This is a genomic window from Larkinella humicola, assembly GCF_008727875.1.
Lineage (GTDB): Bacteria > Bacteroidota > Bacteroidia > Cytophagales > Spirosomataceae > Larkinella > Larkinella humicola.
The window spans coordinates 14,806-39,168 of the sequence record NZ_VTWS01000004.1 but is presented as its reverse complement, the minus strand read 5'-3'; the positions used below and the strand labels follow the sequence as shown (position 1 = coordinate 39,168).

The 24,363-nt window shown below is 51.3% G+C and carries 22 protein-coding genes; 8 read left to right on the top strand and 14 right to left on the bottom strand.

Annotated features, from left to right (window positions below; translation table 11 throughout):
- Positions 1-69: 69 nt before the first annotated feature.
- Positions 70-1,596, bottom strand: coding sequence for an OmpA family protein (locus F0P93_RS16070; RefSeq protein ID WP_225309552.1), 1,527 nt, complete (start codon positions 1,594-1,596; stop codon positions 70-72).
- Between the two features lie 249 nt (positions 1,597-1,845).
- Here F0P93_RS16070 and F0P93_RS16065 point away from each other — a divergent pair, with 249 nt between their 5' ends.
- On the top strand, positions 1,846-2,070 hold the full coding sequence (locus F0P93_RS16065; RefSeq protein WP_150877663.1) for a hypothetical protein: 225 nt from the start codon (positions 1,846-1,848) through the stop codon (positions 2,068-2,070).
- On the opposite strand, the gene F0P93_RS16060 is transcribed toward F0P93_RS16065, so the two are convergent.
- The 8 genes from F0P93_RS16060 to F0P93_RS16025 form a co-directional block, all read right to left on the bottom strand.
- On the bottom strand, positions 2,067-2,621 hold the full coding sequence (locus F0P93_RS16060; protein ID WP_150877661.1) for an LOG family protein: 555 nt from the start codon (positions 2,619-2,621) through the stop codon (positions 2,067-2,069). The two genes, F0P93_RS16065 and F0P93_RS16060, sit on opposite strands and share 4 nt — an antisense overlap.
- Before the next feature lie 51 nt (positions 2,622-2,672).
- A complete protein-coding gene (locus tag F0P93_RS16055) occupies positions 2,673-3,452 on the bottom strand; it encodes a hypothetical protein (RefSeq protein WP_150877659.1) in 780 nt (259 codons plus the stop codon).
- 123 nt (positions 3,453-3,575) lie between these two features.
- Complete coding sequence (locus F0P93_RS16050; protein WP_150877657.1) at positions 3,576-3,911, bottom strand: phage holin family protein; 336 nt, start codon at positions 3,909-3,911, stop codon at positions 3,576-3,578.
- A gap of 97 nt (positions 3,912-4,008) precedes the next feature.
- Positions 4,009-4,608 (bottom strand): bifunctional phosphoribosyl-AMP cyclohydrolase/phosphoribosyl-ATP diphosphatase HisIE, encoded by a 600-nt coding sequence (gene hisIE / locus F0P93_RS16045; RefSeq protein ID WP_150877655.1) that lies wholly within the window; start codon positions 4,606-4,608, stop codon positions 4,009-4,011.
- Between the two features lie 19 nt (positions 4,609-4,627).
- Positions 4,628-5,389 (bottom strand): imidazole glycerol phosphate synthase subunit HisF, encoded by a 762-nt coding sequence (gene hisF, locus F0P93_RS16040; protein ID WP_150877653.1) that lies wholly within the window; start codon positions 5,387-5,389, stop codon positions 4,628-4,630.
- A 108-nt stretch (positions 5,390-5,497) separates the two neighbouring features.
- Positions 5,498-6,217, bottom strand: coding sequence for a 1-(5-phosphoribosyl)-5-[(5-phosphoribosylamino)methylideneamino]imidazole-4-carboxamide isomerase (gene hisA, locus F0P93_RS16035; protein ID WP_150877646.1), 720 nt, complete (start codon positions 6,215-6,217; stop codon positions 5,498-5,500).
- A gap of 69 nt (positions 6,218-6,286) precedes the next feature.
- Positions 6,287-6,886: an imidazole glycerol phosphate synthase subunit HisH gene (gene hisH / locus F0P93_RS16030; RefSeq protein WP_150877644.1), complete on the bottom strand. Its 600-nt coding sequence runs from the start codon at positions 6,884-6,886 to the stop codon at positions 6,287-6,289.
- Between the two features lie 169 nt (positions 6,887-7,055).
- The gene (locus tag F0P93_RS16025) at positions 7,056-7,982 is read right to left on the bottom strand and encodes a DUF72 domain-containing protein (protein ID WP_150877642.1); all 927 of its coding nucleotides are present in this window, start codon (positions 7,980-7,982) and stop codon (positions 7,056-7,058) included.
- A 180-nt stretch (positions 7,983-8,162) separates the two neighbouring features.
- On the opposite strand from F0P93_RS16025, the gene F0P93_RS16020 reads away from it, so the two are divergent.
- Entirely contained in the window at positions 8,163-10,838 is a 2,676-nt protein-coding gene (locus F0P93_RS16020; protein ID WP_150877640.1) for a valine--tRNA ligase, read from the top strand.
- Between the two features lie 106 nt (positions 10,839-10,944).
- Here the strand turns inward: F0P93_RS16020 and F0P93_RS16015 are convergent, their stop codons facing one another.
- Positions 10,945-12,015, bottom strand: a complete 1,071-nt coding sequence (locus F0P93_RS16015; protein WP_191908833.1) for an OmpA family protein — start codon at positions 12,013-12,015, stop codon at positions 10,945-10,947.
- Positions 12,016-12,203: 188 nt separating this feature from the next.
- On the opposite strand from F0P93_RS16015, the gene F0P93_RS16010 reads away from it, so the two are divergent.
- The gene (locus F0P93_RS16010) at positions 12,204-12,725 is read left to right on the top strand and encodes a D-glycero-alpha-D-manno-heptose-1,7-bisphosphate 7-phosphatase (protein WP_150877636.1); all 522 of its coding nucleotides are present in this window, start codon (positions 12,204-12,206) and stop codon (positions 12,723-12,725) included.
- Here the strand turns inward: F0P93_RS16010 and F0P93_RS31900 are convergent, their stop codons facing one another.
- Positions 12,726-12,857, bottom strand: coding sequence for a hypothetical protein (locus F0P93_RS31900; protein ID WP_255472175.1), 132 nt, complete (start codon positions 12,855-12,857; stop codon positions 12,726-12,728). It abuts the gene before it with no gap.
- A 67-nt stretch (positions 12,858-12,924) separates the two neighbouring features.
- Positions 12,925-14,415, bottom strand: a complete 1,491-nt coding sequence (locus tag F0P93_RS16005; RefSeq protein ID WP_150877634.1) for a type III PLP-dependent enzyme domain-containing protein — start codon at positions 14,413-14,415, stop codon at positions 12,925-12,927.
- A 332-nt stretch (positions 14,416-14,747) separates the two neighbouring features.
- Between F0P93_RS16005 and F0P93_RS16000 the strand changes: the two genes are divergently transcribed.
- A complete protein-coding gene (locus F0P93_RS16000; protein ID WP_150877632.1) occupies positions 14,748-16,106 on the top strand; it encodes a UDP-N-acetylmuramate--L-alanine ligase in 1,359 nt (452 codons plus the stop codon).
- A gap of 97 nt (positions 16,107-16,203) precedes the next feature.
- Here the strand turns inward: F0P93_RS16000 and F0P93_RS15995 are convergent, their stop codons facing one another.
- Positions 16,204-19,137 carry a PVC-type heme-binding CxxCH protein gene (locus F0P93_RS15995; protein WP_150877630.1) on the bottom strand — a complete coding sequence of 978 codons (2,934 nt, stop codon included), beginning with the start codon at positions 19,135-19,137 and terminating at the stop codon, positions 16,204-16,206.
- Between the two features lie 111 nt (positions 19,138-19,248).
- Entirely contained in the window at positions 19,249-20,127 is an 879-nt protein-coding gene (locus F0P93_RS15990; RefSeq protein WP_150877628.1) for a sugar phosphate isomerase/epimerase family protein, read from the bottom strand.
- A gap of 137 nt (positions 20,128-20,264) precedes the next feature.
- On the opposite strand from F0P93_RS15990, the gene F0P93_RS15985 reads away from it, so the two are divergent.
- The 4 genes from F0P93_RS15985 to F0P93_RS15970 all read left to right on the top strand — a co-directional run bounded on the left by F0P93_RS15985 (position 20,265) and on the right by F0P93_RS15970 (position 24,322).
- Positions 20,265-20,810 (top strand): RNA polymerase sigma factor, encoded by a 546-nt coding sequence (locus F0P93_RS15985; protein ID WP_114407768.1) that lies wholly within the window; start codon positions 20,265-20,267, stop codon positions 20,808-20,810.
- Entirely contained in the window at positions 20,807-22,501 is a 1,695-nt protein-coding gene (locus F0P93_RS15980; RefSeq protein ID WP_150877626.1) for an anti-sigma factor, read from the top strand. The genes F0P93_RS15985 and F0P93_RS15980 overlap by 4 nt, the downstream gene beginning before the upstream one ends.
- A 124-nt stretch (positions 22,502-22,625) precedes the next feature.
- A complete protein-coding gene (locus F0P93_RS15975; RefSeq protein ID WP_150877624.1) occupies positions 22,626-23,873 on the top strand; it encodes a serpin family protein in 1,248 nt (415 codons plus the stop codon).
- Complete coding sequence (locus tag F0P93_RS15970; protein WP_150877622.1) at positions 23,870-24,322, top strand: META domain-containing protein; 453 nt, start codon at positions 23,870-23,872, stop codon at positions 24,320-24,322. The genes F0P93_RS15975 and F0P93_RS15970 overlap by 4 nt, the downstream gene beginning before the upstream one ends.
- Positions 24,323-24,363: the final 41 nt, after the last annotated feature.

The window sequence follows — 24,363 nt, the reverse complement described above, 5'->3', positions numbered from 1 at the left end:
AGCAGAGAAATTTTTAATAAAACTCTGCTTAACTCTGATTTCCTCTGCTCAACTCTGCGAAACAGCCTCTTATTTCTTCTTGATCACAAACTCCACGCGCCGGTTGGTTTGCCGTCCCTCGTCGGTGTCGTTGCTGGCCACGGGTTTGGCTTCGCCGTAGCCTTTGCTGGCGACGCGATCGGGTTCAATGCCTTTGCCGATGAAATATTCACGAACGGCATCGGCGCGATCCTGGGAGAGTTTCAGGTTGATTTCGTTGGAACCCGTGTTGTCGGTATGCCCACCGACTTCGATGATCATCTTCGGGTTTTCGTTGAAGGTGGCTACCATCCGATCCAGTTCCGGGAACGATTCGTCACGCAGCACGGCTTTGCCGACGTCGAAGAAAATGTTGTTGAGCCGCACGGCGCGACCCACTTCAATCGGAATCAGGGTCAGTTCTTTGCCTTTTATTTCCTGAAAGCCTTTCGTTTCTCTCAGGTCGATGTTGCCGCCTTCGGAAATAAAATTGGGCGCAACAGCCCTCATGCTGTACTGTTTGCCGTAGGGCAGCACGATTTTATACTCGCCCGTAACCGGGTCAGATGTCGCTTCCCCCGCTTCGAGTCCGTCGGGCAGCGTCTGGTAAATCACGCGGGCTTCAATGGGTTTACCGGTTTTCTGGTCAATTATTTTTCCGCTCACCAATGCCACCGGATCGGGGCTGGTCGCAGGTGGGGCGGTTTTGTCGTTCGGATTGGCAGTATCGATGAGTTTGATCCGAACAATATCGCCTTTGCCCAGCGTGTTTTTGAAACTCGTCATGTAGGCATATTCGCCCGAAGCCGCCACCGAATAATAAGCATCATACCCGTCAGTATTGATGGCCGGACCCAGATTGACCGGTTTCGACCAATGTTTCCAGGTTTTGTCGACGCGCTTGGCAACATAGATATCGTTGCTGCCCGAACCGCCGGGCCGGTCGCTGGAGAAATACAAGGTAGCCCCGTCGGCCGCCAGAAACGGCGTGGTTTCGGTGCCGTCTGTATTGATTTCGGGACCGAGGTTCATTGGTTTACTCCACGAACCGTCTTTCTGCCGCAAACTGACGTAAACATCATCTTCCTTGCTGTTTTTCTTTTCACTAAACGCCATCACCAGCACTTTGCCATCGGCCGAAAGATAGCCGCAATCGTATTGACCTTTGCTGATCTTTTCGTAGCCGGGGATGTTCAGCTTTTGCGGAGCCGACCAGCCCGTGGCGGTTCGTTTACTGGTCGAAAAACCGCGCGTTTCATACGTGCCGTTCGTATATGCCCCTTTGATCAGCATCGTGTTTCCGTCGGGCGTGATGCTATATGCGCAATTATACTCATCCTTGTTGAGGGGCGGAGCCATCCGTTTGGCCGGTCCCCACGTATTGCCCGGCCCCAGTTCAGAATACCAGATGTCCTGGCTGCCTTTGTTGCCGTGCGTATTCTGAGGATGACTGATTCGGGCAAAAAACAACGTCCGACCATCGGGAGAAATGACCGGATTGACCTCATTGTATTCTGAATTGACCTGATTCCCCAGGCTTTCCGCCTTTGCGGCTGGATTTTGCTGCGCAACAGCCATCGGTATGGTAATACCCAAAAGCCCCACCAGCGTGAGTTCCCGAAATTTCATTGATTACGGTGTAGAAGTGAAGTATAAGTAGAACGAAGAACGAATCTGGATTAGTTTACCGCATGTCTAAGTCAAATCAGATGCCACATTCATTTATCGGCCTACTTTTTGCTAGGATTATTTATAAAAATGAGCTTCTAAATCCAGTTTATATTAACTATTTTTTCCACCTTTATATTCTTAGTTATATTTACCGAGATGGATCCCTTTAAAAGAAGAAAAAAGAAACATACGCCATTCCATGCCGTATCCTCCCCGCGTGAACTAGTGCGGTTACTGATCAACGTGGTGTTGTGCGTAACAGGCCTGGTATTTGGCTTTATTTACCTGATTAAGGGGCTGGTAATAGGCTGGTTACTCATCGCAGCTTTCACCTTTTTCCTGCTGGTTCAATTCTCCGAGCCGACCGATTACGACATTTAAATCGCCTGTTCCCAGAATTCTTCAATCTTTGCCAACAACTCATCGATCGACTCCGATACGATAAGTAATTCCCGGTTTTCGGCTTTCAGGAAACCATCACTCACCATCCGGTCCATTTGCTGCAGGAGCAGATCATAAAACCCGTTGACATTCAGAACGCCAACGGGGCCTTCGTAAAGCCGGAGCTGGCGCCAGGCCAGAATTTCGAAGAGTTCGTCAAATGTGCCATACCCGCCGGGCAGCGCGATCACCCCTTTGGCAAATTGCACCATTTTGAACTTCCGCTCGTGCATCGTTTCAACGAAGTGTAATTCGGTGAGCGTCTCGTGAGCGACTTCCAAAGCGGCCAGAAAGTTGGGAATAACGCCCGTTACCTGCCCGCCGTTCGTCATCACGGCATCGGCAACTGCGCCCATCAGGCCCATGTTGCCGCCACCGTAGATGAGCCGGATTTCGCGTTCCGCAAATTTCTCGCCCAATTCCCGGGCGACTTCTTTATAGACAGGATTCGATCCGGGGTTCGAACCACAGTAGACGACGATGCTTTTCATTCCACAAAAATACGATTGTGAAACGGGATTTCGCGGTACTTTTTCGGACAACTATTTGGTCAGGGTGTTGCTGAGCGCCCGCCAGTCGATTTTCTTCACAATTTCGCTGGCCACATCAAGGGGCGCTTTGATCGTCACGATCATGTTTTCGATCAGCGTACCGCCTTTTTTATAGGAGTAATGGTAGAGCTTGTCTCCGCGCGGGTTTTTCTGAAGGTTATTTTTCCAGTTGCCAAGCAACACGACGGTTTCGGGCCGGGCAGCAATACCGGCATCGTTGGGTTTCAGGATGATCTGGAGGGCCAACGGGGCACCGTCGACCGGAATGGTTTTGTAGGAAGCCGCAAACCGGTTGCTGATGGGTTCTTCGACCCGGTAATTTCCGGCATTCATTTCAACGTTGATATCCACCGTCGATTGCGCCAGATCGGTCGTCCGGTTCGGATCAGCTTCCTTGTAAACGGAATCCGTGCTCATCACAAAAGACCGCTGCTGTTGCGTGATGGTATCGCCGATGGCTTTGGCACTATCCGCACGGGCTTTTTGCTGGCTGGCAGCCGATGCCTGCTGGAACGACAGATCGTAGCGATCTCCGCAGATGCGGAAAATCTTGCCGTATTCATCACTCAACTCCAGTTTGCCGAGCGAATGCCGTTCGTCGAATACCTGCCAGTTGCCCGCCGGTGGATTTTTCCGGAATTGGTTCTGCAATTCTTTCACCACCTTTTCGTAGGCGGCATTTTGCTGGGGCGTGGCCGGATCGCACTGCGCCCGGGTCTGATGGATACTAATAACCTGTATGACAAGGAGTATTGAGAATAGTTTTTTCATGGGGCTGCAAATCTAATGATTCATCCTAACAACTGGTCTGGTTCAGAAAAGTTATGAGTTGTCGGTCTCGCAACAAAAAAGTCAGACCGGAAGGCCTGACTTTTTCAGCACAGAAAGGATGGATTAGCTGACAATCGAATCGATCAGCCAGGTTACGACGGATACCAGAATACTGAACAACAACGCAGCGATGAATCCACTGACCTGAAAACCGCCCACCAGATAATCTGTCAGGTATACCATCAACACGTTAATGACCAGATAAAACAGCCCCAGCGTGATGATCGTAATGGGAATGGTCAGAAAAACCAGAATGGGCTTCAAAAAGGCATTGAGCAAACCCAGTACAATGGCGACAAGCAAAGCCGTGCCGAAACCGTCGACACCGACCCCCGGAATGATATAACTGGCCACAATAACAGCGACGGCGCTGATCAGAATACGTATGATAAGACCCATAGTGCGTTTAAAGATTAAAGTTTGACGTCTAAAGTTGTATGAAAAAATAAGCAACTCCAATCTTCAAACCGGAAACTTTAAACCATTGTTTGCCAAATTATTTGGTATGTCGCTGCTGCAATACCGCAATTACCTCGTCCAGATCAATATTTTTCTGTTCCAGCAGGATTAAATAGTGATAGAGCAGGTCGGCGGCTTCGCCTTTAAACAGGTCGGCATTGTCATCTTTGGCTTCGATCACCAGTTCAACGGCCTCCTCACCCACTTTCTGGGCAATTTTGTTGACGCCTTTCTTGAAGAGCGACGAGGTATATGATTTTTCCGTCGGATTTTGCTTCCGATCCCGGATAATTCGCTGTAAATAATTGAGAAACAATCCTTTCCCCTGATTCACTTCGTCAAAACACGTGTCGGCACCGGTATGGCAGGTGGGTCCGGCGGGATGCACTTTGATGAGCAGCGTATCACCGTCGCAATCGACCAGCATCTCTTTAACTTGCAGGAAGTTAGTGGATGTTTCGCCCTTGGTCCACAGGCGTTGCTTGCTGCGGCTAAAAAACGTCACGATATTTTCGCGTATGGTTTTTTCGTAGGCTTCCGCGTTCATGTAGCCCAGCATCAGCACTTTCCCGGTTTCGGCGTCCTGAATGACGGCCGGAATCAGGCCGTCGGTATTTTTTGAAAAGTCAATGTTCATAATTTTCGTAATTCTAACCTTAAGCTGTCGTTCGCATCGGAATTCCCTGCTGGCTCAAAAACCGTTTCAGAGCCGGTATTTCAATTTCTTTGAAGTGGAAAATACTGGCCGCCAAGCCAGCATCGGCTTTCCCGGTCGTGAACACATCTACAAAATGCGCCATCGATCCGGCTCCACCCGACGCAATGACGGGAATATTGGCCGCGCCCGAAATTTGCGCCGTCAGCTCAATGGCAAAACCGGCTTTGGTTCCGTCGGTGTCCATCGACGTCAGCAGAATTTCGCCCGCACCCCGGTTTTCGATTTCCTTCGCCCAGGCCAGGGTTCGCAGTTCGGTCGGCCGACGACCACCGTGCGTGTGAACGATGTGCTCACCGTCGACAAACCGCGTATCGATGGCCACCACAATACACTGACTCCCAAACTCCTGCGCCAGTTCATCAACCAGATCCGGATTCCGAACCGCCGACGAATTAATCGAAATTTTGTCGGCTCCAGCGTTAAGCAGGGCCGAAACGTCGGCAATGGATGAAATACCGCCCCCGACCGTAAACGGAATGTTGACGGTGTGGGCTACTTTCCGAACCAGTTCGATCAGGGTTTTACGTTCATCGACCGTGGCCGTAATATCCAGGAAAACCAGTTCGTCGGCACCTTCGCGGGCGTAAATCGCGCCCAGTTCCACCGGGTCTCCTGCGTCGCGCAGGTTGACGAAATTGGTTCCTTTCACCGTCCGCCCGTCTTTGATGTCGAGGCAGGGAATGATGCGTTTTGTGAGCATACTTGAGGGAGTTATTTCGCGGAGTTGAGCGGAGAAGAACAGAGTTAAGCAGAGTTATAAATTTCTCTGCTTAACTCTGCTCCTCTCCGCTCAACTCCGCGAAACGACTCATTTTAAAAACATCGATAACTCCTTTAACGTAACCCGGCCTTCGTAGATCGCTTTGCCAACGATGACGCCGAACAACTTCATATCGGCCAGGACTTCCAGATCCTGCATGCCACTGACACCCCCGCTGGCAATGATGTTCAAATCGGGAAAGCGGTCCTGCAAGTTTCGGTACAGGTCGAATGAAGGCCCTTCCAGCAAACCGTCTTTGGCCACGTCGGTGCTGATGATGTATCTGACGCCTTTTTCCACATACGTTTCCACAAAGTCATACACCCAGACCTGCGTATCCTCTTCCCAACCGCTGACGGCAATTTTCTCATTCTTCGCGTCCGCGCCCAGAATAATCGTTTCCGGGCCAAACTGCGACAGCCATTTTTCAAAAACGTCCGGTTTTTTGACGGCAATGCTTCCACCCGTCACCTGTTTGGCACCACATTCAAAAACCATCCGCAAGTCCTCGTCCGATTGCACCCCACCGCCAAAGTCGATGTGCAGCCGGGTTTTGGCGGCAATCAATTCCAGCACTTTCCAGTTGACGACGCGTTTTTCCTTCGCACCGTCGAGATCGACCAAGTGCAAACGGGTCAAACCGGCGTCTTCAAACTGCTGCGCCACTTCGAGTGGCCGGGCGTTGTACTCTTTTTTCTGGTTGTAATCGCCCTGCGTCAGCCGGACGGCTTTGCCTTCAATGAGGTCGATGGCGGGTATAATGTACATAATAGACAAGAGAGTTGAGGCAAGAGAGGATAGACAAAAATGATGAGAATAAAGTCTCTATTCTCTTGTCTAAGTTCTCTTGTCTACATCCAAAAAATTCTCCAAAATTCGCTGACCAACGTTTCCGCTGATTTCGGCGTGAAACTGGGCGGCATAAAAATTATCCCGGTGCAACATCGCGCTGAACGGACGGACATAGTCGCAAACTGCGATGGTTTCCGGGCAAACGTCGGCGCAATAGCTGTGGACGAAATAAACATACGGGTTTTCCGTCAATCCTTCGGTTAGCGGCCCCTGCATCGTGGTCAGGTTGTTCCAGCCCGTGTGCGGCACTTTGAAACCGGGTGTAGCCGGAAACCGCCGGACATCGACATCGAAAACGCCCATACAGGTTGTATTTCCCTCTTCGGAATACCGGCAGAGCAATTGCATGCCCACGCAGGTCCCCAAAACCGGCTGTTTCAGCGACGGAATGACTTTGTCCAGCCCCCGCTGCCGCAGATACGCCATGGCCGTGCTGGCTTCGCCCACGCCGGGAAAGATCACCTTGTCGGCCGAGCGGATTTCGGCTTCGTCGTCGGTCAGCAGGTAACTGGCGCCGATGCGCTCCAGGGCGTACATGACCGACTGCACGTTGCCGGCGTTGTATTTGATAATGACGGTTTTCATAACAAAAAACCCGGCTCGTGGCAGAACCGGGTTTGGTATCGGGAATTCGTTGTTTCTTGTTCAACCCCAAAAACGCATCCGTTCTGCCGTGCTACCAGACAGAATGATGAGGATTGCGAACGGTTTTTGTGGGATTCATGGGACAAATGTAAACCGGCTGATTCTAAATTCAAAACAAACTTCCCTGCACAACCTCCGGCCGGATGGTTGGCTCCTGTAAATTCAAGCCGCAAACCGCATTGAGTTTCCGAATCCAGTAGCGAATCAATTCGGGCGCGGTGTCGTTGTCGCCCCCGCCGTGAATGAAAAGGTAGGCGGTCTGCAAGCCGTTTTGGAACCAGGTTTTCAATCGCTCCACCCAGGCATCGGCGCGTTCATAATCAGTGGGATGGCCTTCGTTGGCGACAAACCGCAGCACCAGCCGCGGGCTGGTCAGGCTCATGTGCATGGCATCGCGCCGACCGGCTACATCCGTGATTACCAGATCGCGGTGGAGCATGTGCAGCCGTTCGAGGGTCCGCTGCCAGATTTCGGGCTTGGCAAACCAGTCGGGATGCCGGAACTCGACGGCCACTTCCAGATCGTCGGGCAGGTTTTTCAGGTAGGTTTCCAAAACCGGCCATTTGTCCGGCCCGAACGTGGGCGGCAGCTGCAGAAACGTCGTTCCCAGAAACTCTTCCAGACTCAAAACCGCATTGACAAACGCTTCGGTGAGCGATTCAGCCGCCACCAGGGCGCGATCGTGGCTGATGGCCTGCGGAAATTTCGGGCAATACACAAACCGGGGCCGAATCGGCGAACCGGCGGCTTCGGTTTTCCACTTCTCGATCATACCCGGCGTCGGACTGTGGTAATGGGTACTGTTCAGTTCGATGGTATTAAACTGCCGGGTATAATGGTACAGGAAATCTTTCTCTTTGGTTTGCGAGGGGTAAATCCGGCCCACGTAGTTTTTATTGGCCCAGATCGGTCCGCCGATGTACACTTCCGGAACCGCCGTTGGCTCGACCTTTTCCCAAACCGTCTGGTTGAACGGCGAATCGGGCGGCAGCGTGAAGTCGACCTGATCGACGGAGGGCAGTTTTCCAAAGTCCATGCGCGTAAAGAGATGGTCGTTTGAACGTAAAACTAGCAAACTCGGTATTTCGTTTTCGCGCCCGTTCTGAATTGACTAATTTTGTGGAGAAAAAGACAAGAGAGCTGAGACAAGAGAGTAAAGAGTTATCCAAAGCGTTAAGTCTTTACTCTCTTGTCTAGCCTCTCACATCTCATTGACATGATTTCGAAGACGTATAATCCCACAGACATCGAGGCCAAGTGGTATCAGTATTGGCTGGAAAACCGCTTTTTTCATTCCACGCCCGACGACCGCGAACCGTATACCATCGTTATTCCGCCCCCGAACGTAACGGGTGTGCTGCACATGGGACACATGCTGAACAATACCATTCAGGATGTGCTGGTACGGAAAGCCCGGATGGAAGGCAAAAATGCCTGCTGGGTTGCCGGTACGGACCATGCATCGATTGCGACCGAAGCGAAAGTCGTGGCCATGCTGAAGGAACGCGGGATTGACAAGTTGTCGATTGGCCGGGAAAAGTTTCTGGAATACGCCTGGGAATGGACCTATAAATACGGTGGTATCATCCTGTCGCAACTCCGCAAGCTCGGTGCTTCCTGCGACTGGGACCGGACGCGGTTTACGATGGAACCGGCGCTCTACGATGCCGTGATCGAAACGTTCGTCGATTTATACAACAAAGGCCAGATTTACCGCGGCATCCGGATGGTGAACTGGGACCCGCAGGGTCGGACGGCGGTTTCGGATGAGGAAGTGATTACCAAAGAAGTGCAGCAGAAACTGTGCTACATCCGGTATGAAATTCAGGGTGGCCATTCAGACGATGCCGGGTCGACGCTGGAAAAAGACTATGTGACGATTGCAACCGTTCGGCCGGAAACCATCATGGCCGATGTGGCGATTGCGGTCCATCCGGACGACGAGCGCTATGCCCATCTGCACGGCAAAAAAGTCCTGATTCCGTTGATTAACCGCGCCATTCCCATCATCACGGATGAGTATGTAACGATGGATTTTGGTACGGGCTGTCTGAAAGTAACCCCCGCCCACGATCCGAATGACTACGCCCTGGGCGTAAAACACAACCTGCCCGTTATCGACATTCTGAACGACGACGGTACGTTGAACGAAAAGGCGCAGATTTTCGTCGGTGTAGATCGGTTTGCTGCCCGGAAAGCAATCATCAAGCAACTGGAAGAAACCGGCCACCTGGTTGTTGCAGAGGATTACAAATCAAATGTCGGTTTTTCGGAGCGCACCAATGCCGTGATCGAGCCGAAACTGTCGTTGCAGTGGTTCCTGAAAATGGGCGACTTGTCGAAACCGGCACTGGAAAATGTCCTGAACGACACGATTCAACTGCATCCGGCCAAGTTCAAGAACATGTACCGTTCCTGGATGGAGAACGTTCACGACTGGTGCATCAGCCGCCAGTTGTGGTGGGGCCACCAGATCCCGGCTTTTTACATGAAAGACGGGCGGATTATCGTGGCGAAAACCAAACAGGAAGCCCTGCGAATTGCCCGCGAAAAATACCAGTTGTTTGCGTTGAGTGAGACGGATCTGACCCAGGATGAGGATGTACTGGACACCTGGTTTTCGTCGTGGCTCTGGCCCATGGCGGTTTTCAAGCCTTCCTACGACTCAAACGACCCGAAAGCCGCACCGGGTGACCTCGATTATTATTACCCCACCAACGATCTGGTAACCGCCCCCGAAATTCTGTTTTTCTGGGTGGCCCGCATGATTATCGCCGGGTACGAATACCAGGGCCGTGAACCGTTCAAAAATGTCTATCTGACGGGCATTGTGCGGGATAAGCAGGGCCGAAAAATGTCGAAATCGCTTGGCAACTCGCCCGATCCGCTGGATTTGATCGATCAATTTGGGGCCGACGGCGTTCGGACGGGCATGTTGTTCAGCTCACCGGCGGGCAACGATTTGCTGTATGACGAGAAACTGGTGGAGCAGGGCCGGAATTTCTGCAACAAAATCTGGAATGCGTTTCGGTTGGTCAAGGGATGGAAAGTGAGCGACGATACGAACGCTGTTGAGCCGCCCTTAGCGGTTTTGTGGTTTGAATCGAAACTGAACCAGACACTGATCGACCTGGAAGACCATTTTAGCAAATACCGCATGTCGGATGCCTTGCACACGGTTTACAAGCTGATCTGGGATGATTTCTGCTCGCAATACCTCGAAATGATCAAACCGGGGTATGAGCAGCAGGATCAGGTTCGGCCCATCGACAAGGTTACTTACGACGCGACCATCGACTTTTTCGAACGGCTGATGAAGCTGGCACATCCGTTCATGCCGTTCATTACGGAAGAAATCTGGCAGGAAATCAGCGAACGGCAGCCCGGCGAAAGCATTTGCGTATCGGCGTATCCAACCCCCGGAACCGTCGATAAATCGCTGCTGGCCGATTTTGACATGTTGTTTGAGATCATTTCCACCGTTCGGAACGTGCGCAACAGCAAGCAGATCAATCCCAAAACCGAGTTACCCGTAGCCATCAAAACGGACGATAAAAACCGGTTTACGCCTTTGGAAGGTTTGATCCGAAAGCTGGCGGTGGTTTCCGATATCCGTTACGTGACTGAAAAAGCCGACGGCCTTTCGTTCATGATCCGAAGCGTCGAGTTTTTTGTCAACATCGCGGGGGAAATCGACGTGGAGCAGGAACGGGCGAACATTGAAAAGGAACTGGCCTATACCAAAGGATTTCTGGAGTCGGTTTTGAAAAAGCTCTCGAACGAGAAATTTGTCGCCAATGCCAAACCGGACGTCATCGACCGCGAGCGGCAGAAACTGGCCGATGCCGAAGCGAAAATCAAAACGCTGGAGGAAAATCTGGCGGCACTGTAAGAGAATTTCAAATGGAAAATGGTGAACGCTAAATGGAAAAGTTAGGAGGCTAAGCACTCGTTAACTTTTCCATTTAGCGTTCACCATTTTCCATTTGAAATTCTTTTTATTCCTTCAAAATCTTCACCTCCACCCGCCGGTTCAGCCGCTTGGTTTCCTCACGTGAATTATCGGCAATGGGTTGGCTGCCCCCAAACGCCTGGGTTTGAATCCGCGACGGCGCAATGCCTTTGTTGGTGAGATAGCTTTTGACGGCATCGACGCGTTTCTGCGACAAGGCCACGTTTAGCTTCGGATCGCCAACGTTGTCGGTATGGCCTGCCAGTTCGATTTCCATCGTGGGGTTTCGCGCCATGATGGACAGCAGGGAATCCAATTCAGGATACGATTCCGGTTCAATTTCATACGCCGACTGCTTGAACAGCAGGTTATTCAACCGATACGTCCGGCCCGCTTCAACCTTCGAGCCAAAATTTTCCACTTTTTCGGCAGGTACCGGCTTGGGCGTTTCTTTTTTGGGTGGCGTCTGTGCCACGACCGAATCTTTTGGAGCCGGTTTTTGAGCGGTCGGGGTCATTGGTTTGGGCTTCGGCTTCACCGGCGATTTCTGAACGGGTGGCTTGGAGTTTCGCATGTCGTCTTTGTAAACCATGACCCGGAGATCATATACGTTATACGGCTGCTGTGACCTCGTCCTGCTTCTGTAAAACCGGACATCTTCCTCGATCAAATCAACTGAGCTGACATTCTTGCCCGGTCGCTCAAAATGCGCTTCACAGGAAATTTTATCCGCGAAATCAAATTGGGCCGCTTGAGGTTCATCTAAAAGCGCTACCTCGCGGATTTGCCCGTCATCCAGGGTTGCTTTTATGTTCTTAATATACAATAACGCGTATTCCTTATTCCCCTTTTTGTCGTATAACCGCCAGGCGTTGGGATGTCCGGGACCATAAACCGTTTGAGAGCTTTGTACGAACTGTTGCCGGTTTCGTTGCCGGTTTTCTGACTCAAAATATACAATCATTTTATGATTGGTGTACTCCACTTTCGTTACCATCCCGCCCCCTTCAACATCTCGTTGCGGTGGATTGCTATCCCGCTGGACAATCTTCTGCGCTTGCGAAGTGAGCCCACCCACACAGAGTAGCCACAAAATCAAAAAGCACCGTTTCATCATGTCGTTCATCACTTCTCTCCCGTTGTAACGTATATAGCCGCTTTTAGTAAACACGGCTTTTTTTTCTTTTTGTTACTAAAAAGAAAAAAATACTCTTTTATTTCTAGTTATTTCGCTAAAAATACTATTTATACCGTATTATTGGTGATATTGATAGGACTACCATCGGAACACACAATTCCACACACATGAGCAAATGCATTTTTCTAGACCGGGATGGCGTTTTGAATGAAGACCGGACTGATTACGTTTACCGGGTTGAAGATTTTATTATTCCGACAGGAGTCGTTGAAGGACTGCGTCTCCTGAAAAACGCCGGTTATTTACTGATTGTCGTGACCAATCAGGCCGGTATTGCCCGTGGTCTCTACTCACGGAACGACGTCATGCGTTGTCACCAATACCTTCAGGATCAGTGTGGCAACCTGATCGACGACATTTATTACTGCCCGCACCATCCCGATTTCGATTCGCAGTCGCTGCTGCGGAAACCCGATTCGCTGATGCTGGAAAAAGCCATCGCCAAATACAACATCGACGTCAGCCAATCGTGGATGATCGGCGACGCACCCCGTGATATACAGGCCGGCCAGCGGGTGGGCGTCCGTACCCTGCACATTACACACGAAATACCGGAGCGTCCCGTTGGCGATCAACAGGCTCCCAATCTGCTGGAAGCGTCAAAAATGGTGGTGAACGCTGCCTGCTGATTAAGCGAGTTGTTCGGTCGAAACCGGTTGTTTCTGCTGCAAGTGGCTGTCATAAGCCGGACACGCTCTGCGTGCACAGGAACCGAGCGATACAAGGGCCATCAGACCCAGAATGATGCTGATCTTTTTCATTGCTGGTTACATTTTCTGTCCACAAAAACCAGGTGGCTTTTGTGGACAGGGCAAAAACTGTGCTATTTTAATTTTCCTGTTTTTCTAATTCTTCAACGGCTTGTTCCTCTTCATTTTCAGCGGCTTTAGCCGCTTTAATGTCGAGCGTCACCGGCGTTGCGGTTTGTTTATACCCCAGAATTTTCAGCATCACTTCGCTATCCTGTTCGGGCGCAAAAAGCCGCGTGGTCAGATTCCCTTCACTATCCCGGTCCACGATTACATGTTGCGGAGCCGGGATGAGGCAGTGCTGAATACCGCCGTAACCACCCAGCGACTCCTGATACGCGCCCGTGTGGAAAAAGCCAATGTACTGGTCTTCCGTGTCCCGTTCAAAAATGGGCAGGTACAAATCGGCACTGTGGGCTTCCGTGTTGTAGAAATCGTGTGAGTCGCAGGTCAAACCGCCCAGATTGACTTTCTGGTAGGGGTTATCCCAGTTATTGACCGACAGCATGATGTATTTCTGACCCAAGCCCCACGAATCCGGCAATTGCGTAATGAACGAACCGTCGATCATATACCACAACTCCTTATCATTCTGCAATTTCTGATCGATTACTTTGTATATAACGGCGCCACTCTCTCCTACCGTATAACTACCGAACTCCGTGAAGATGTGCGGCACGGGAACGTTGCTCTTATTGCAGATCCACTGGATGCTTTCCACGATCTGATCGACCATCGCCTGGTAGTCGTATGTAAACTGGAACGACGTCTGAATCGGCATGCCACCACCAATGTCGATGGAGTCGAGATCGGGACAGATTTTGCTCAGTTCGCAGTATTTGTACATAAACCGGCTGAGTTCGCTCCAGTAATAGGCGCTGTCCTTAATCCCGGTATTGATGAAAAAGTGGAGCATCTTCAGCTTGAACTTCCCGCTGTTCTGAATCTTCGAGCGGTAAAGTTCATTGATGTCGCTGTAGCGAATGCCAAGCCGGGAGGTATAAAAAGCAAAGTTCGGCTCTTCGTCGGTGGCAATCCGAATACCCAGATTGACCGTCTCAGCCGTTACGCCCTCCTCGTAGGCTTCAATTTCCTTCAGATTATCGAGCACTGGAACCACGTTATACCCGTCGTTCAACAGTTCGCTGATGTACTGCGTATACAGCGGCCTTTTGTATCCGTTGCAGATAATAAACGTATTCTTGTCCACCTTTCCGTCTTTGTGCAATTCCCGGATAATCGGGATATCGAAAGCCGATGAGGTTTCTAAATGGATCTTATTTTTTAAAGCTTCTTCGAGCACAAAACGAAAATGCGACGACTTCGTGCAGTAACAGTATGTATACGTTCCCTTGTAATTATACCGCTTCATTGCATTCTTGAACAACATGCGGGCGTGTTCAATGTGCTCGGTAATTTTGGGTAAGTAGGTCAGTTTAAGCGGTGTTCCATACTGCTTGATAATTTCCATCAAAGGAACGTTGTTGAACAGCAGATGATTGTTCTCAACTTTGAATTCCAGGGTCGGGAATTCAAAGGTCTGTTCGATCAGGTCGTTGTAGCTTTTCATCCTTTCGGCAGAAGCATAAAAGAGTTTTGTTGGTTTCGAAAAAAGACTGCGAAAATGGCATAAAAAGAGCAGCTTTGCAATGGGGCAGGAACCGGTTTACAAAAACAAAATGTAACACAGACTGCGCGCCTGATTGTCAAGCTGCTGCGTGAATGTCTACTCGCAGTACTAAAAACGAAAAAATGGGGGTTTTGATTCGGAAGTTGTTGTTAATTTTTACGGCGCTAGTGCAAACGTTCCCCAAAAAGAACGACCGGTTTTCCAGCCATCTGGTCAACTTTTCAGTTTCAAATGAAAAGAACTTGTATTTTTAGCGCCACATATTCGACAGAATGAAGCCATTGACTATTCATTTTATTTCCATCGGCGGCAGCGTTATGCACAATCTGGCCATTGCGCTGCAGCAACAGGGACACCACATCACCGGTTCCGACGATGAAATTCACGAACCCTCCCACGCCCGGCTTAACCAACACGGTTTGCTGCCCGCACATATCGGCTGGAATCCCGACGCCATTCACACTGGACTGGATGCCGTCATTCTGGGCATGCACGCCCGGGCCGACAACCCGGAATTGCAAAAAGCGCAGGAACTGAAGCTGCCGGTTTATTCGTACCCGGAATTCGTGTACCAGCAAAGCCAGAACAAACAGCGTGTCGTTATTGCGGGCAGCCACGGCAAAACCACGATTACGGCCATGATTCTGCACGTGCTGCACTACCATAAGCGAAATTTTGACTATTTGGTGGGAGCGCAAATCGAAGGATTCGAGACGATGGTCAAACTGACCACCGATGCGCCTGTTATAGTGATTGAAGGGGATGAATACGGCACCTCCCCAATTGACCCGCGTCCGAAGTTTTTGCATTACCACCCGCATATGGTCCTTATCAGCGGGATTGCCTGGGACCATGTCAATCTCTATCCAACGTATGACCAGTATGTTCACCAGTTTGAACTCCTGGCCGATGCCATGTCCAAATCCGGCACCATCGTTTTTGATGATACGGACGATATGCTGGATGTCATTGCGCTGAAAGAACGGGAGGATGTGACCCGTCAGCCGTATGATGTGCATCCGTACCGGATCGAAAACGGCAAAACCGTATTGGTCTCCAAACAACATGGCGACATCCCGGTTTTGGTTTTTGGTGAGCATAATATGAAGAACATCAGTGGTGCGCTGGCGATTTGTGATCACCTGGCGATTACGGAGGAACTATTCTATGCGGCCATTCAGACGTTCAAAGGAGCCAGCAAGCGGCTGGAGAAAGTGAAAGACGATGGCTCAACCCTTGTCTTCCGGGATTTCGCCCATGCGCCCTCCAAAGTGGAAGCCACTACTGCGGCTGTGAAAGCCCAGTTTCCCAACCGTCGGCTGGTGGCCTGTGTCGAGCTGCACACTTTTAGCAGTTTGAACAAAACCTTCCTGAAGCAATACCGGGATAAACTGGATAAAGCTAATGTAGCCGTTATTTTTTACAGCCCGCACACACTGGAAATCAAACACCTTGACCCGATCGACGCAGCCGAGATTGCAACCGCTTTCGATCGCCCCGATTTGCAGGTCTTTACGGATTCGGCCGAATTGGAGACGTATCTGAAAAGTCTCTCGAATGACCAGCCTACGGTTTACCTGTTCATGAGTTCCGGAACGTTCGGCGGTTTGGACCTGAAGACCCTGTTTTAAACCGGGATTAAACTGATTAAAGGAGTAACGATGATTCGTTGAATGCGCCAGCCATCGTCGTTACTCCTTTAGTCAGTTTAATCCCGGTACAAGACGGTTAATTTCCTTTCAACAAATACGCCACCAAATCCGCGAGTTGCTGTTCCGAAAGTCCCAGTGAAGCCGGGTCCGGCATCAGGCTTGTGCTGTACTGCTTGCGGGAAGCAACCTGGGCCGTTGGCAGCGTATGCTTCTGCCCGGCGGCATCTTTTATCACCAGAGCCTCTTGTCCATCGCTGATCAGAAAACCGTAGTAAGTCTGGCCGTTTTTGGTGGTAATCAACCACGGTTCGTAGCCAAATGCCAGACCCGCACTGGGATTCAGGATCGCATCCAGTAACCCCGTGCGATCGAACTTCTGGTGAATTTTCGTTAGCTCCGGGCCAATGTCCTTCCCCTGCTGACCATGCCGGTGACAGGTCGCGCAGTTCGCTTTGAAAACCGTTAGTCCGGCGGTTTCATTACCGGACAACGATTCGATCTTTTTCTGCGAAAATGTTGCCGAACCGCCGGGGCGCGTAAAGTAGTCGCCCGCCATCGTCCGCACACTTTGATCGGTATTGGTAAAAATCACTTCGCTGATTGCCGGTTTCAGATTTTCGGGTAATTTCTTCTCGGCGGCCAGGCCCACCAGCAGTTTCCCGCCTTCCGGACTAGCCGCCATTTCTTTGGCCAGTTTCACTTTATCTTCGGCACTGGTGTACTCTTCCATCAGTTTTTGCCGCATGGCCAGGGCTTTCTGTTCCGGTTCCGACAATTTCGGTGGCATCACCTCATCCCAGTTCAGCAACGTTGCCCAGTCGTTCGACCGGCGGAAATTGGCCCAGTACTCGCCCTGCTGCGCAACGATTTTGTCCGACTGTTTTGACAAATCGATCATGGCCCGGGCGGCTACCGGATCTTTCATGAATCCTAGGGCCACAATAGCCTGTTTACGGGCATCAGCCGTCAAGGTTGGCGCCATGGCCCGTTGTTTCATCAACTCCGCTGTACTGGCCGGATGAAGCCGCCAAATCAGGTTGGCGGTTTTCTGATCCCACTGAACGGGATTCGCCAGAATGGTCGGTTTCAACGCGGCATACAAGGCTTCTTCTTTTTTGTCGGCAGCCATGCCAACGGCTTCCAGATAAAACCGGTCGGTGCCATCGTAGCCATTCGCCAGTTTAACCAGCAAGTCTTTGCACTGCTCAAACGGCACATCGCGCAAAGCAATGGCCACCTCCCGACGCACCGCCGGCGATGGATCATCGACCATCTTGCGGGCCAGTGCCACGACATCGGGTTGAGTTTGCTTCAACGCCCGGAACGCGGTTATTCGCAAATCTATTTGATCCGATTTCAACAACTCCTCAACCTTCCGCTGTCCTTTCGGACCCAGTTGCGATAGCATCCAGATGGCCCGGGCGCGGTGATACGGGTTTGGATCGGTCAACAGTTTGGAAACCGGTTTTACGACTTTTTCGCCCTGTGCTTTCAATTTCTCAAAACCCAGCAAGCGGATGTTGGTGGCGGGGTTGGTCAATGCCAGAATCTGACCTCTCGTTTTGTCGGTATTGATCACCGGCACTTTCAGGTTTTTGCCTTTGGGCGTAATGCGGTAAATCCGTCCGTAGCCTTTCTTGTCTTTCATCTGGTGTCCCCCCACCACCGGATCGAACCAGTCGGCGATGTACAAGGCCCCGTCGGTTCCAACCGTCACATCGCTCGGGCGAAACCACTTGCGAATGTCGTCGGTGATGTCGTTCCATTTGTAGTTTTCGTCTACTTTCGGAAAGGTGCTGATGAAGTCGGTCCGGGGCATCCGGTAGCCTGCGCCCTGGGGTTCGGGTTTGTAGCTAAAAATAACGTTCCGACCCGCTTCGGCACTCAGCAGCATGCCCCGGTAGTTGGCGCCAAGTTGGTCGCCTTCGTAAAAAACCATGCCCGTTGGCGACCCGGCCCCGCTGATGTCGCCCGCCGGAATGACGCCGGGATCTTCCTGGTGCCAGTGGGCGGTTGGAATGTCCTGACCCGGCCGCTGATCGCCCTGCCAATACCGGGTGCCGTCCTGGCTGAAATACCCCATGTTGCCACCTTCCATGAGCCAGCTCGTCCGACACGCGACCACCTGATCGTCGTTGTCGTTCTGCCACATGTTACCGTAAGAATCGAGGGCGGTTTCGTAGTTGTTCCGAAAATTATGGCCCATCACTTTCAGCCCGGTTCCGTCGGGGTTAATGCGCAGGGCTAAACCGCCTACCCAGACCCGGCCGTCGTCGCTGACCTGGTTGCCTTTGTTGAGTTTGTTATACGGAGTTCCGCCGGTATAGAGACTTCCCGACCGGAGCGTCCAGCCCGCTTTGTCGGTGACGGTATGCGGCCCGGCATTTCCGGTATTGAAATACCATTTCCCATCCGGCCCGGCCACCAGGGCATGCAGCGAATGGTCGTGATCAAGACCGCCAAAACCGGTCAGAAAAACCTCTTTTTTGTCGGGCTTATCATCGCCGTTTTCGTCGGTATAGATGATGAGATTCGGCGCAGCGGAGACGATGGTTTTGTTGCCAATAACCGCAATACCGAGGGGCGACACGAGGTCCTTGTCTTCGATATAGACTTTGGACTGATCGGCCTTTCCATCGCCATTGGTGTCTTCCAGAATCATGACGCGCTCACCGTTCGGGTGGTCGAGCCGGGTTTCGGGTTTGTTGTTAAAGTTCCGGTAGTTGACAGCTTCGGTTACCCAGATCCGACCCCGGGCGTCGACGTCGATGTTCGTCGGGTTGTAGAACATTGGCGCTTCGGCCCAAACCGTGGCTTCCAGATCGTCGGGTAAATAGAGTGTATTGGAGTCGGATCCGACGATCATTCCCCGGCGGGCAGGCCCGCCGGATTCCGGAAGTTGGCTAATGGCCTGAGGAGCTTGTTGCCATTGAGGCAGGCCCAAAACCAGGGTTCCCAACAGGATCGATGCGCTTAAAAACCGGGGCGGGGCAGGAATAGTAATCTTCATCTTTTAGTGTTCCACGTGGAATAATTACCTGAAAAACAACATTTAAGACCAGTCAAACTTATTATAATAAGTACTAATTACAGAAAACCGTGGAACAGTAACATCAATCAGCTACGCCAGAATTTCTCTTACAAACTTATTATTATAAGTGTAACTTTCCAACATGTTTTTCCCCTCTGGCACAGCACCTTCGATGTGAACCCAACCGCCGTACTGAATGGCGTCGATGGCCTTCCGAACCTCCGGGTAATTCACCTTGCCCTGCCCGAGGAGGTAACTATTCTCTTTAAAGTGGAATTCACAGATCTGTTTTTGCTTCCCAAGCCACCGGATTTCCTTTAAAATGTCATATCCCATAACCGTGGAATTACATACATCGTAATATACTTTCACGGCGGGCGACGCCACCGCATCGATAATGGCCATGTGTTCTTCGGCGCTCAACCACGATTCGATAGCAAGAACGATGCCTGCTTTTTCGGCTTTGGGCGCCACGGCTTTCAACCGTTCAATCACTACTTGAGTCCCCTGCGGATCGTTCTTCAAATCGCCTTTGTTAAAGAACGCGAGCAGGATATTTTTGGCACCAAGGGCTTTGGCTACCCCGACGCTATCCTGCACCCATTGCTCGGCCCGCGGATCGGACTTGTAGGGGATGTTGTTGAGTTCGCCCAGAGCCAGACCACCGATCTGAACGCCGGTTCGTTTGGCGGCTTCGCGCCACGCTTTCTGGAGGTCTTTCCGGCGCAAGTGCATGTCGTTTTTTTCGGAGCCCAGGTTCACCTGAATGCCATCGAGGCCGATGGTTTTGGCCACGTCGAAGGCTTCGATTTTACTGGATTGACCGATCGACCAGTCGCAGGCCCCAACTCGAAAGCGTTGGTTGTTTGGGTTTTGTAAACTACTTTTAGCGTTCAATACGGGCAGGGAAGCCGTGGTGCTTAACCCAATGAAACCCAGGGTTTGCCGAAGAGCCGTACGTCGGTTCATGAATGTTCAGGAATAGATTTGTTCAAAAGTACAGGCTAAAAATTATATTCACTCGTTGCCAGCGGGTTAGGCCAAAATTTATTTTAATTCCTTTCCAACCGTCCGACTTGCGTTGGGGTCAGTAGTGTTGCATTAGTATGTTGGATGAACGAGCGTTAGTTGACGGCTGTCGACATAAGGACCGAACTGCTCAGCGAAAACTCTACGAGTTATTCGCCAGGAAGCTCTTTGTGGTCAGCCAACGGTACACCAAAAACCGTGACGACGCCGAAGACGTGCTGCAGGATTCCTTCGTGAAAGCGTTCCAACATATTGATACATTTCGGTTTGAGTGCCCGCTGGAAGCATGGTTGAAACGCATTGTGATCAATACGGCACTGAAGCACATCCGCAAACAGAAGCCCTGGCAAAACCCGGCCGAGTTGGAAGACGTGCCGCCCAATACATTACCGCAGACGGAAGACAGCCTATCGGGTCTGCACTACCAGCAACTACTGAAGATGGTGCAGGAACTCCCGCCGGGATGCCAGGCCGTATTTAATCTGTACGCCATTGAAGGGTATACGCACCCGGAAATTGCGGAATTACTCGATATTTCAGAAGGTACATCCAAATCGCAGTTTTCGCGTGCCCGCATGCTGCTGCAACAAAAGATTCAGAACGAGCGTCCAATTCCGAAATGAGTCTCTCAAAAGAAGAACAAGTAAATGAAGAGTGGCGAAGTATCTTCGAAGATGCTGCCGAAAGCCCATCCGATGAGCTTTGGGACAGGATTGCGCGTCGGTTAGACGAAGAAGAAACGGAACCGATCATTCCACTCTGGCCCCGGGCAAAACCCTGGTTGTATGGTGTGGCTGCGGCCGTTATGGCCCTTTTAATTGGCTGGTGGGCCATCCAGTCCATCGACATGACGAATACGAATCAGCCGGTGGCTGGTCAAAGCGGTTTATCACCCAGGGCAACGGCGGACCAACTCGCCAGACAAGAGAAAGTAACCACTCCGGCGACGACCCCGTCCAGCGCGGACCGCCAGCCCGAATTCGCTGGCAAAACCGATGAAACCCTGGCCGCAAACCGCCGGGCCAACACCAAAAATACGCCGTCCGGCACGCCGGTTGTCCCGGAACTGGAACACTCTGAAACCGCCACGACAATTGATCAAATGATCAAAGACCAGTCCGTTTTGACGGGGAAACGAAAAACCGCTTCACCGGAAGGGCTTGCCGCTCAGAAACCGAAAACCGTCCCCTCGGCCGATCATCAGCCGAATGCTGACGCGATTCGAATCGCTGAAAACCGCCGGACGAATCAACCTTCCAAATCCAGCCGGGGAACCGAAACCAATTCGCCAGACCTCACGACGGGTACATTTGCGTCGTCAGAACGGATCACGAAAACAGCAACACCCATCCAAACTTCCCTACCGGACGAAACCGGCAGCAAAGTTGCCGATACGCAACTGACCTACGAAGCTTCGTACATAAAAAGCAAGCTGGTAGCCCTGAAGAACCCGGCTCCGATTAGCCGGATCATCTGGTATCGCGCTCCGGAAACCACGATCGAACCGCAGGAAAAAGGCCGATCGAAAAACGAGTACTGGGCGGCTCTAACGGCAACCCCCATGTCCTTTAATCCGATGACCAGCGTTCAGTCCAGTTTTAATCAGGCCTATGTTGCCAGTAATGCGGTTCAGCAGAGTAGTCGGCAGGCAATTTCTCCGTTGCAAAACCAGGCGCAGATTTCAATGGCGTGGCAGGCCAGCTCTGGCCTCCAGTTTAGCAAACACTGGTCGGTCGAAGCCGGCGTTCAGTATCTGAATGGCCGGTCACAGGCGCGGAACAATGCAACGGTGACCAACGTGTTTACGAACCAAACCGAAAATTTACTCGTAAACGCCATCCGCAACAGTAGCCCGGCGCTTCCGCAATTGGCGTCGTCTCCGAACACAAACTTTCTGCCTTCGTACGCCGACAAAAATAATCTAACGAATGCGTCTTCGCTGGTGGTGGTGCCCTCCGATCAGGTTGTTTCCAACGATTTTCAGTATTTGCAGGTTCCGGTTCAGATCGGCTATCACATTTTGCCCGAACATAAGATTAGCTATTCCGTGCTGGGCGGTTTGATGGCCAATGTGTTTCTAAAGAATACGGTCAATGGGGCGCTGGAAGTCAATCCCAGTGATCAGGTCTACCGCCCCATGTCGCTGGCGGGCACGGCCGGTTTACGCGTCAGCTATCACCCTACCCACCATTGGTCCGGTTCGTTGACGGGGTCCTACCAGCAATCACTGCAAAATGGTACGCAATCAGACGCGCAACTCCAGGTTCGCCCGCAGGCCGTTGGGGTTGGATTTGGGCTGAATTACCACTTCTAAAAGTTAGTTATCAGACAAATTCTCATTTTTCTTCTCTTTTTTTCACCCCCCTTCCAACCAATTCTTTTCCGATCGGGTCTTTGTATTGTGAGCGCTCCACATGGTTTAACAAAACCCGATTGTGATGAGAAGAATACCCTTTGTTTCCAGCCTGTTGATGGCAACGGTTTCGCTGTTGACGATAAGCGGTTGCCAAAACGATACGACACCGGACAATCCGGGAACCGGCGGTTTAACGTCGACTCCGGAAGCGCGTGCCTTTGCTCAAAAAACTAATGATTTTTCCTTCGACTTTCTGAAGCGCGTCAACGAAGACCAGAAGAAGGACGAAAATATTTTTGTTTCACCGCTGAGTCTGCACATGGCTCTCGGCCTATTGCTGAACGGAGCCGCGGGTCAGACGGCGGATGAAATGAAAAAAGCGATGCACCTGGAAGGGGTTTCGCTGGCTGATGCAAACCAAACCTATGAGTTTTTATTGAAAGGGCTGCCCACCGCTGATCCGAAAGTAACAACAAAACTGGCCAATTCAATTTGGTACCGCAACGGTTTTTCCGTTGAACCGTCGTACCTCGACGCCACGAAAAAAACGTTCAATGCCCGGATTTCGGGCGAAGATTTCAGCAATCCGACCCCGGTTATCAACAAAATCAACCAGTGGGCCAGCGACAATACGAACGCCAAAATCACGAAAGTCATTCAGGAAGTTAAGGACGAACAGGTGTTGTTTTTGCTCAATGCGCTGTATTTCAAAGGAGACTGGAAATACCAGTTTGAGACAAAGAACACCTTTGATTCTCCCTTTACCCTGATTTCCGGTTCGCAGAAACAGGTGAAGATGATGAACATGACCACCAGCCTTCGCCACGCGTTCCGCCCCACCTACGGAGCTTTTGAACTGCCGTATGGCGATGGAACGTATTCGATGACGGTTTTGGTGCCGACCGAAAGCTCCTCGGCTGATGCGATCATCAACACCCTGAGCGCAACCGAATGGGCCGACTTGCAACAGACCATGCGCGAAAGCAAAGTGGCGGTTGGGTTGCCGAAGTTTACAATGGAGTATGAAGCGACCCTCAACGATGCGTTGTCGAAAATGGGAATGCCGTCGGCTTTCTCGAACGCTGCCAATTTTTCAGGCATCAGCACCGGCCAGGGTTTGCAGGTGAGTTACGTGAAGCAAAATACGTATGTAGCCGTCGATGAGAAAGGAACCGAGGCTGCTGCCGTAACCAGCATCGGTGTTGAAGTTACTTCGGCGGGGCCTTCTCTCATTTGCGATCGTCCTTTTGTCTTTCTGATTACGGAAAAAGGAACGGGTTCAGTCTTGTTTATGGGTAAAATCGTCAATCCGGAAACAACACTGCCATGAAAATCATAGCCCTTCTCGTTGCCGGTATTCTGTTCATCGCAGCTTCCTGCAACGATAAAACGAAAGCCACCATTCAACCTCTGTCTACCACCGCCATTGCCGGTACCTATAAACTGATTGAACCGGCTTCCAAATTTGCGGTGACGCTGGTGCTGACCCCCGATTCGGCGAGCAGCGAAATCACCAACCGGGTGGCTTACCAAGTGGGGGGGCGTTCATCGGTCAACCACTACTTTGCCACGCTGACGGGTTCATCGGCTTCCAGTGGCGTGCAGATGAGTGCCATTGGTGCCACCAAAATGGCCGGTCCGGCGGATGCCATGCAGTTTGAAACCGATTATTTCAAAAAACTGCAGGCCGTAAAACGATACGAAGTAACCGGTAACCGGCTGCGACTGATTGCTGAAGGAGAAACTTCCGGCGAACTGGTGTACGAAAAAGAAAAGTAATACAACCTGAAAAATACGGAGAGAGGCCGGTATTTATCCAC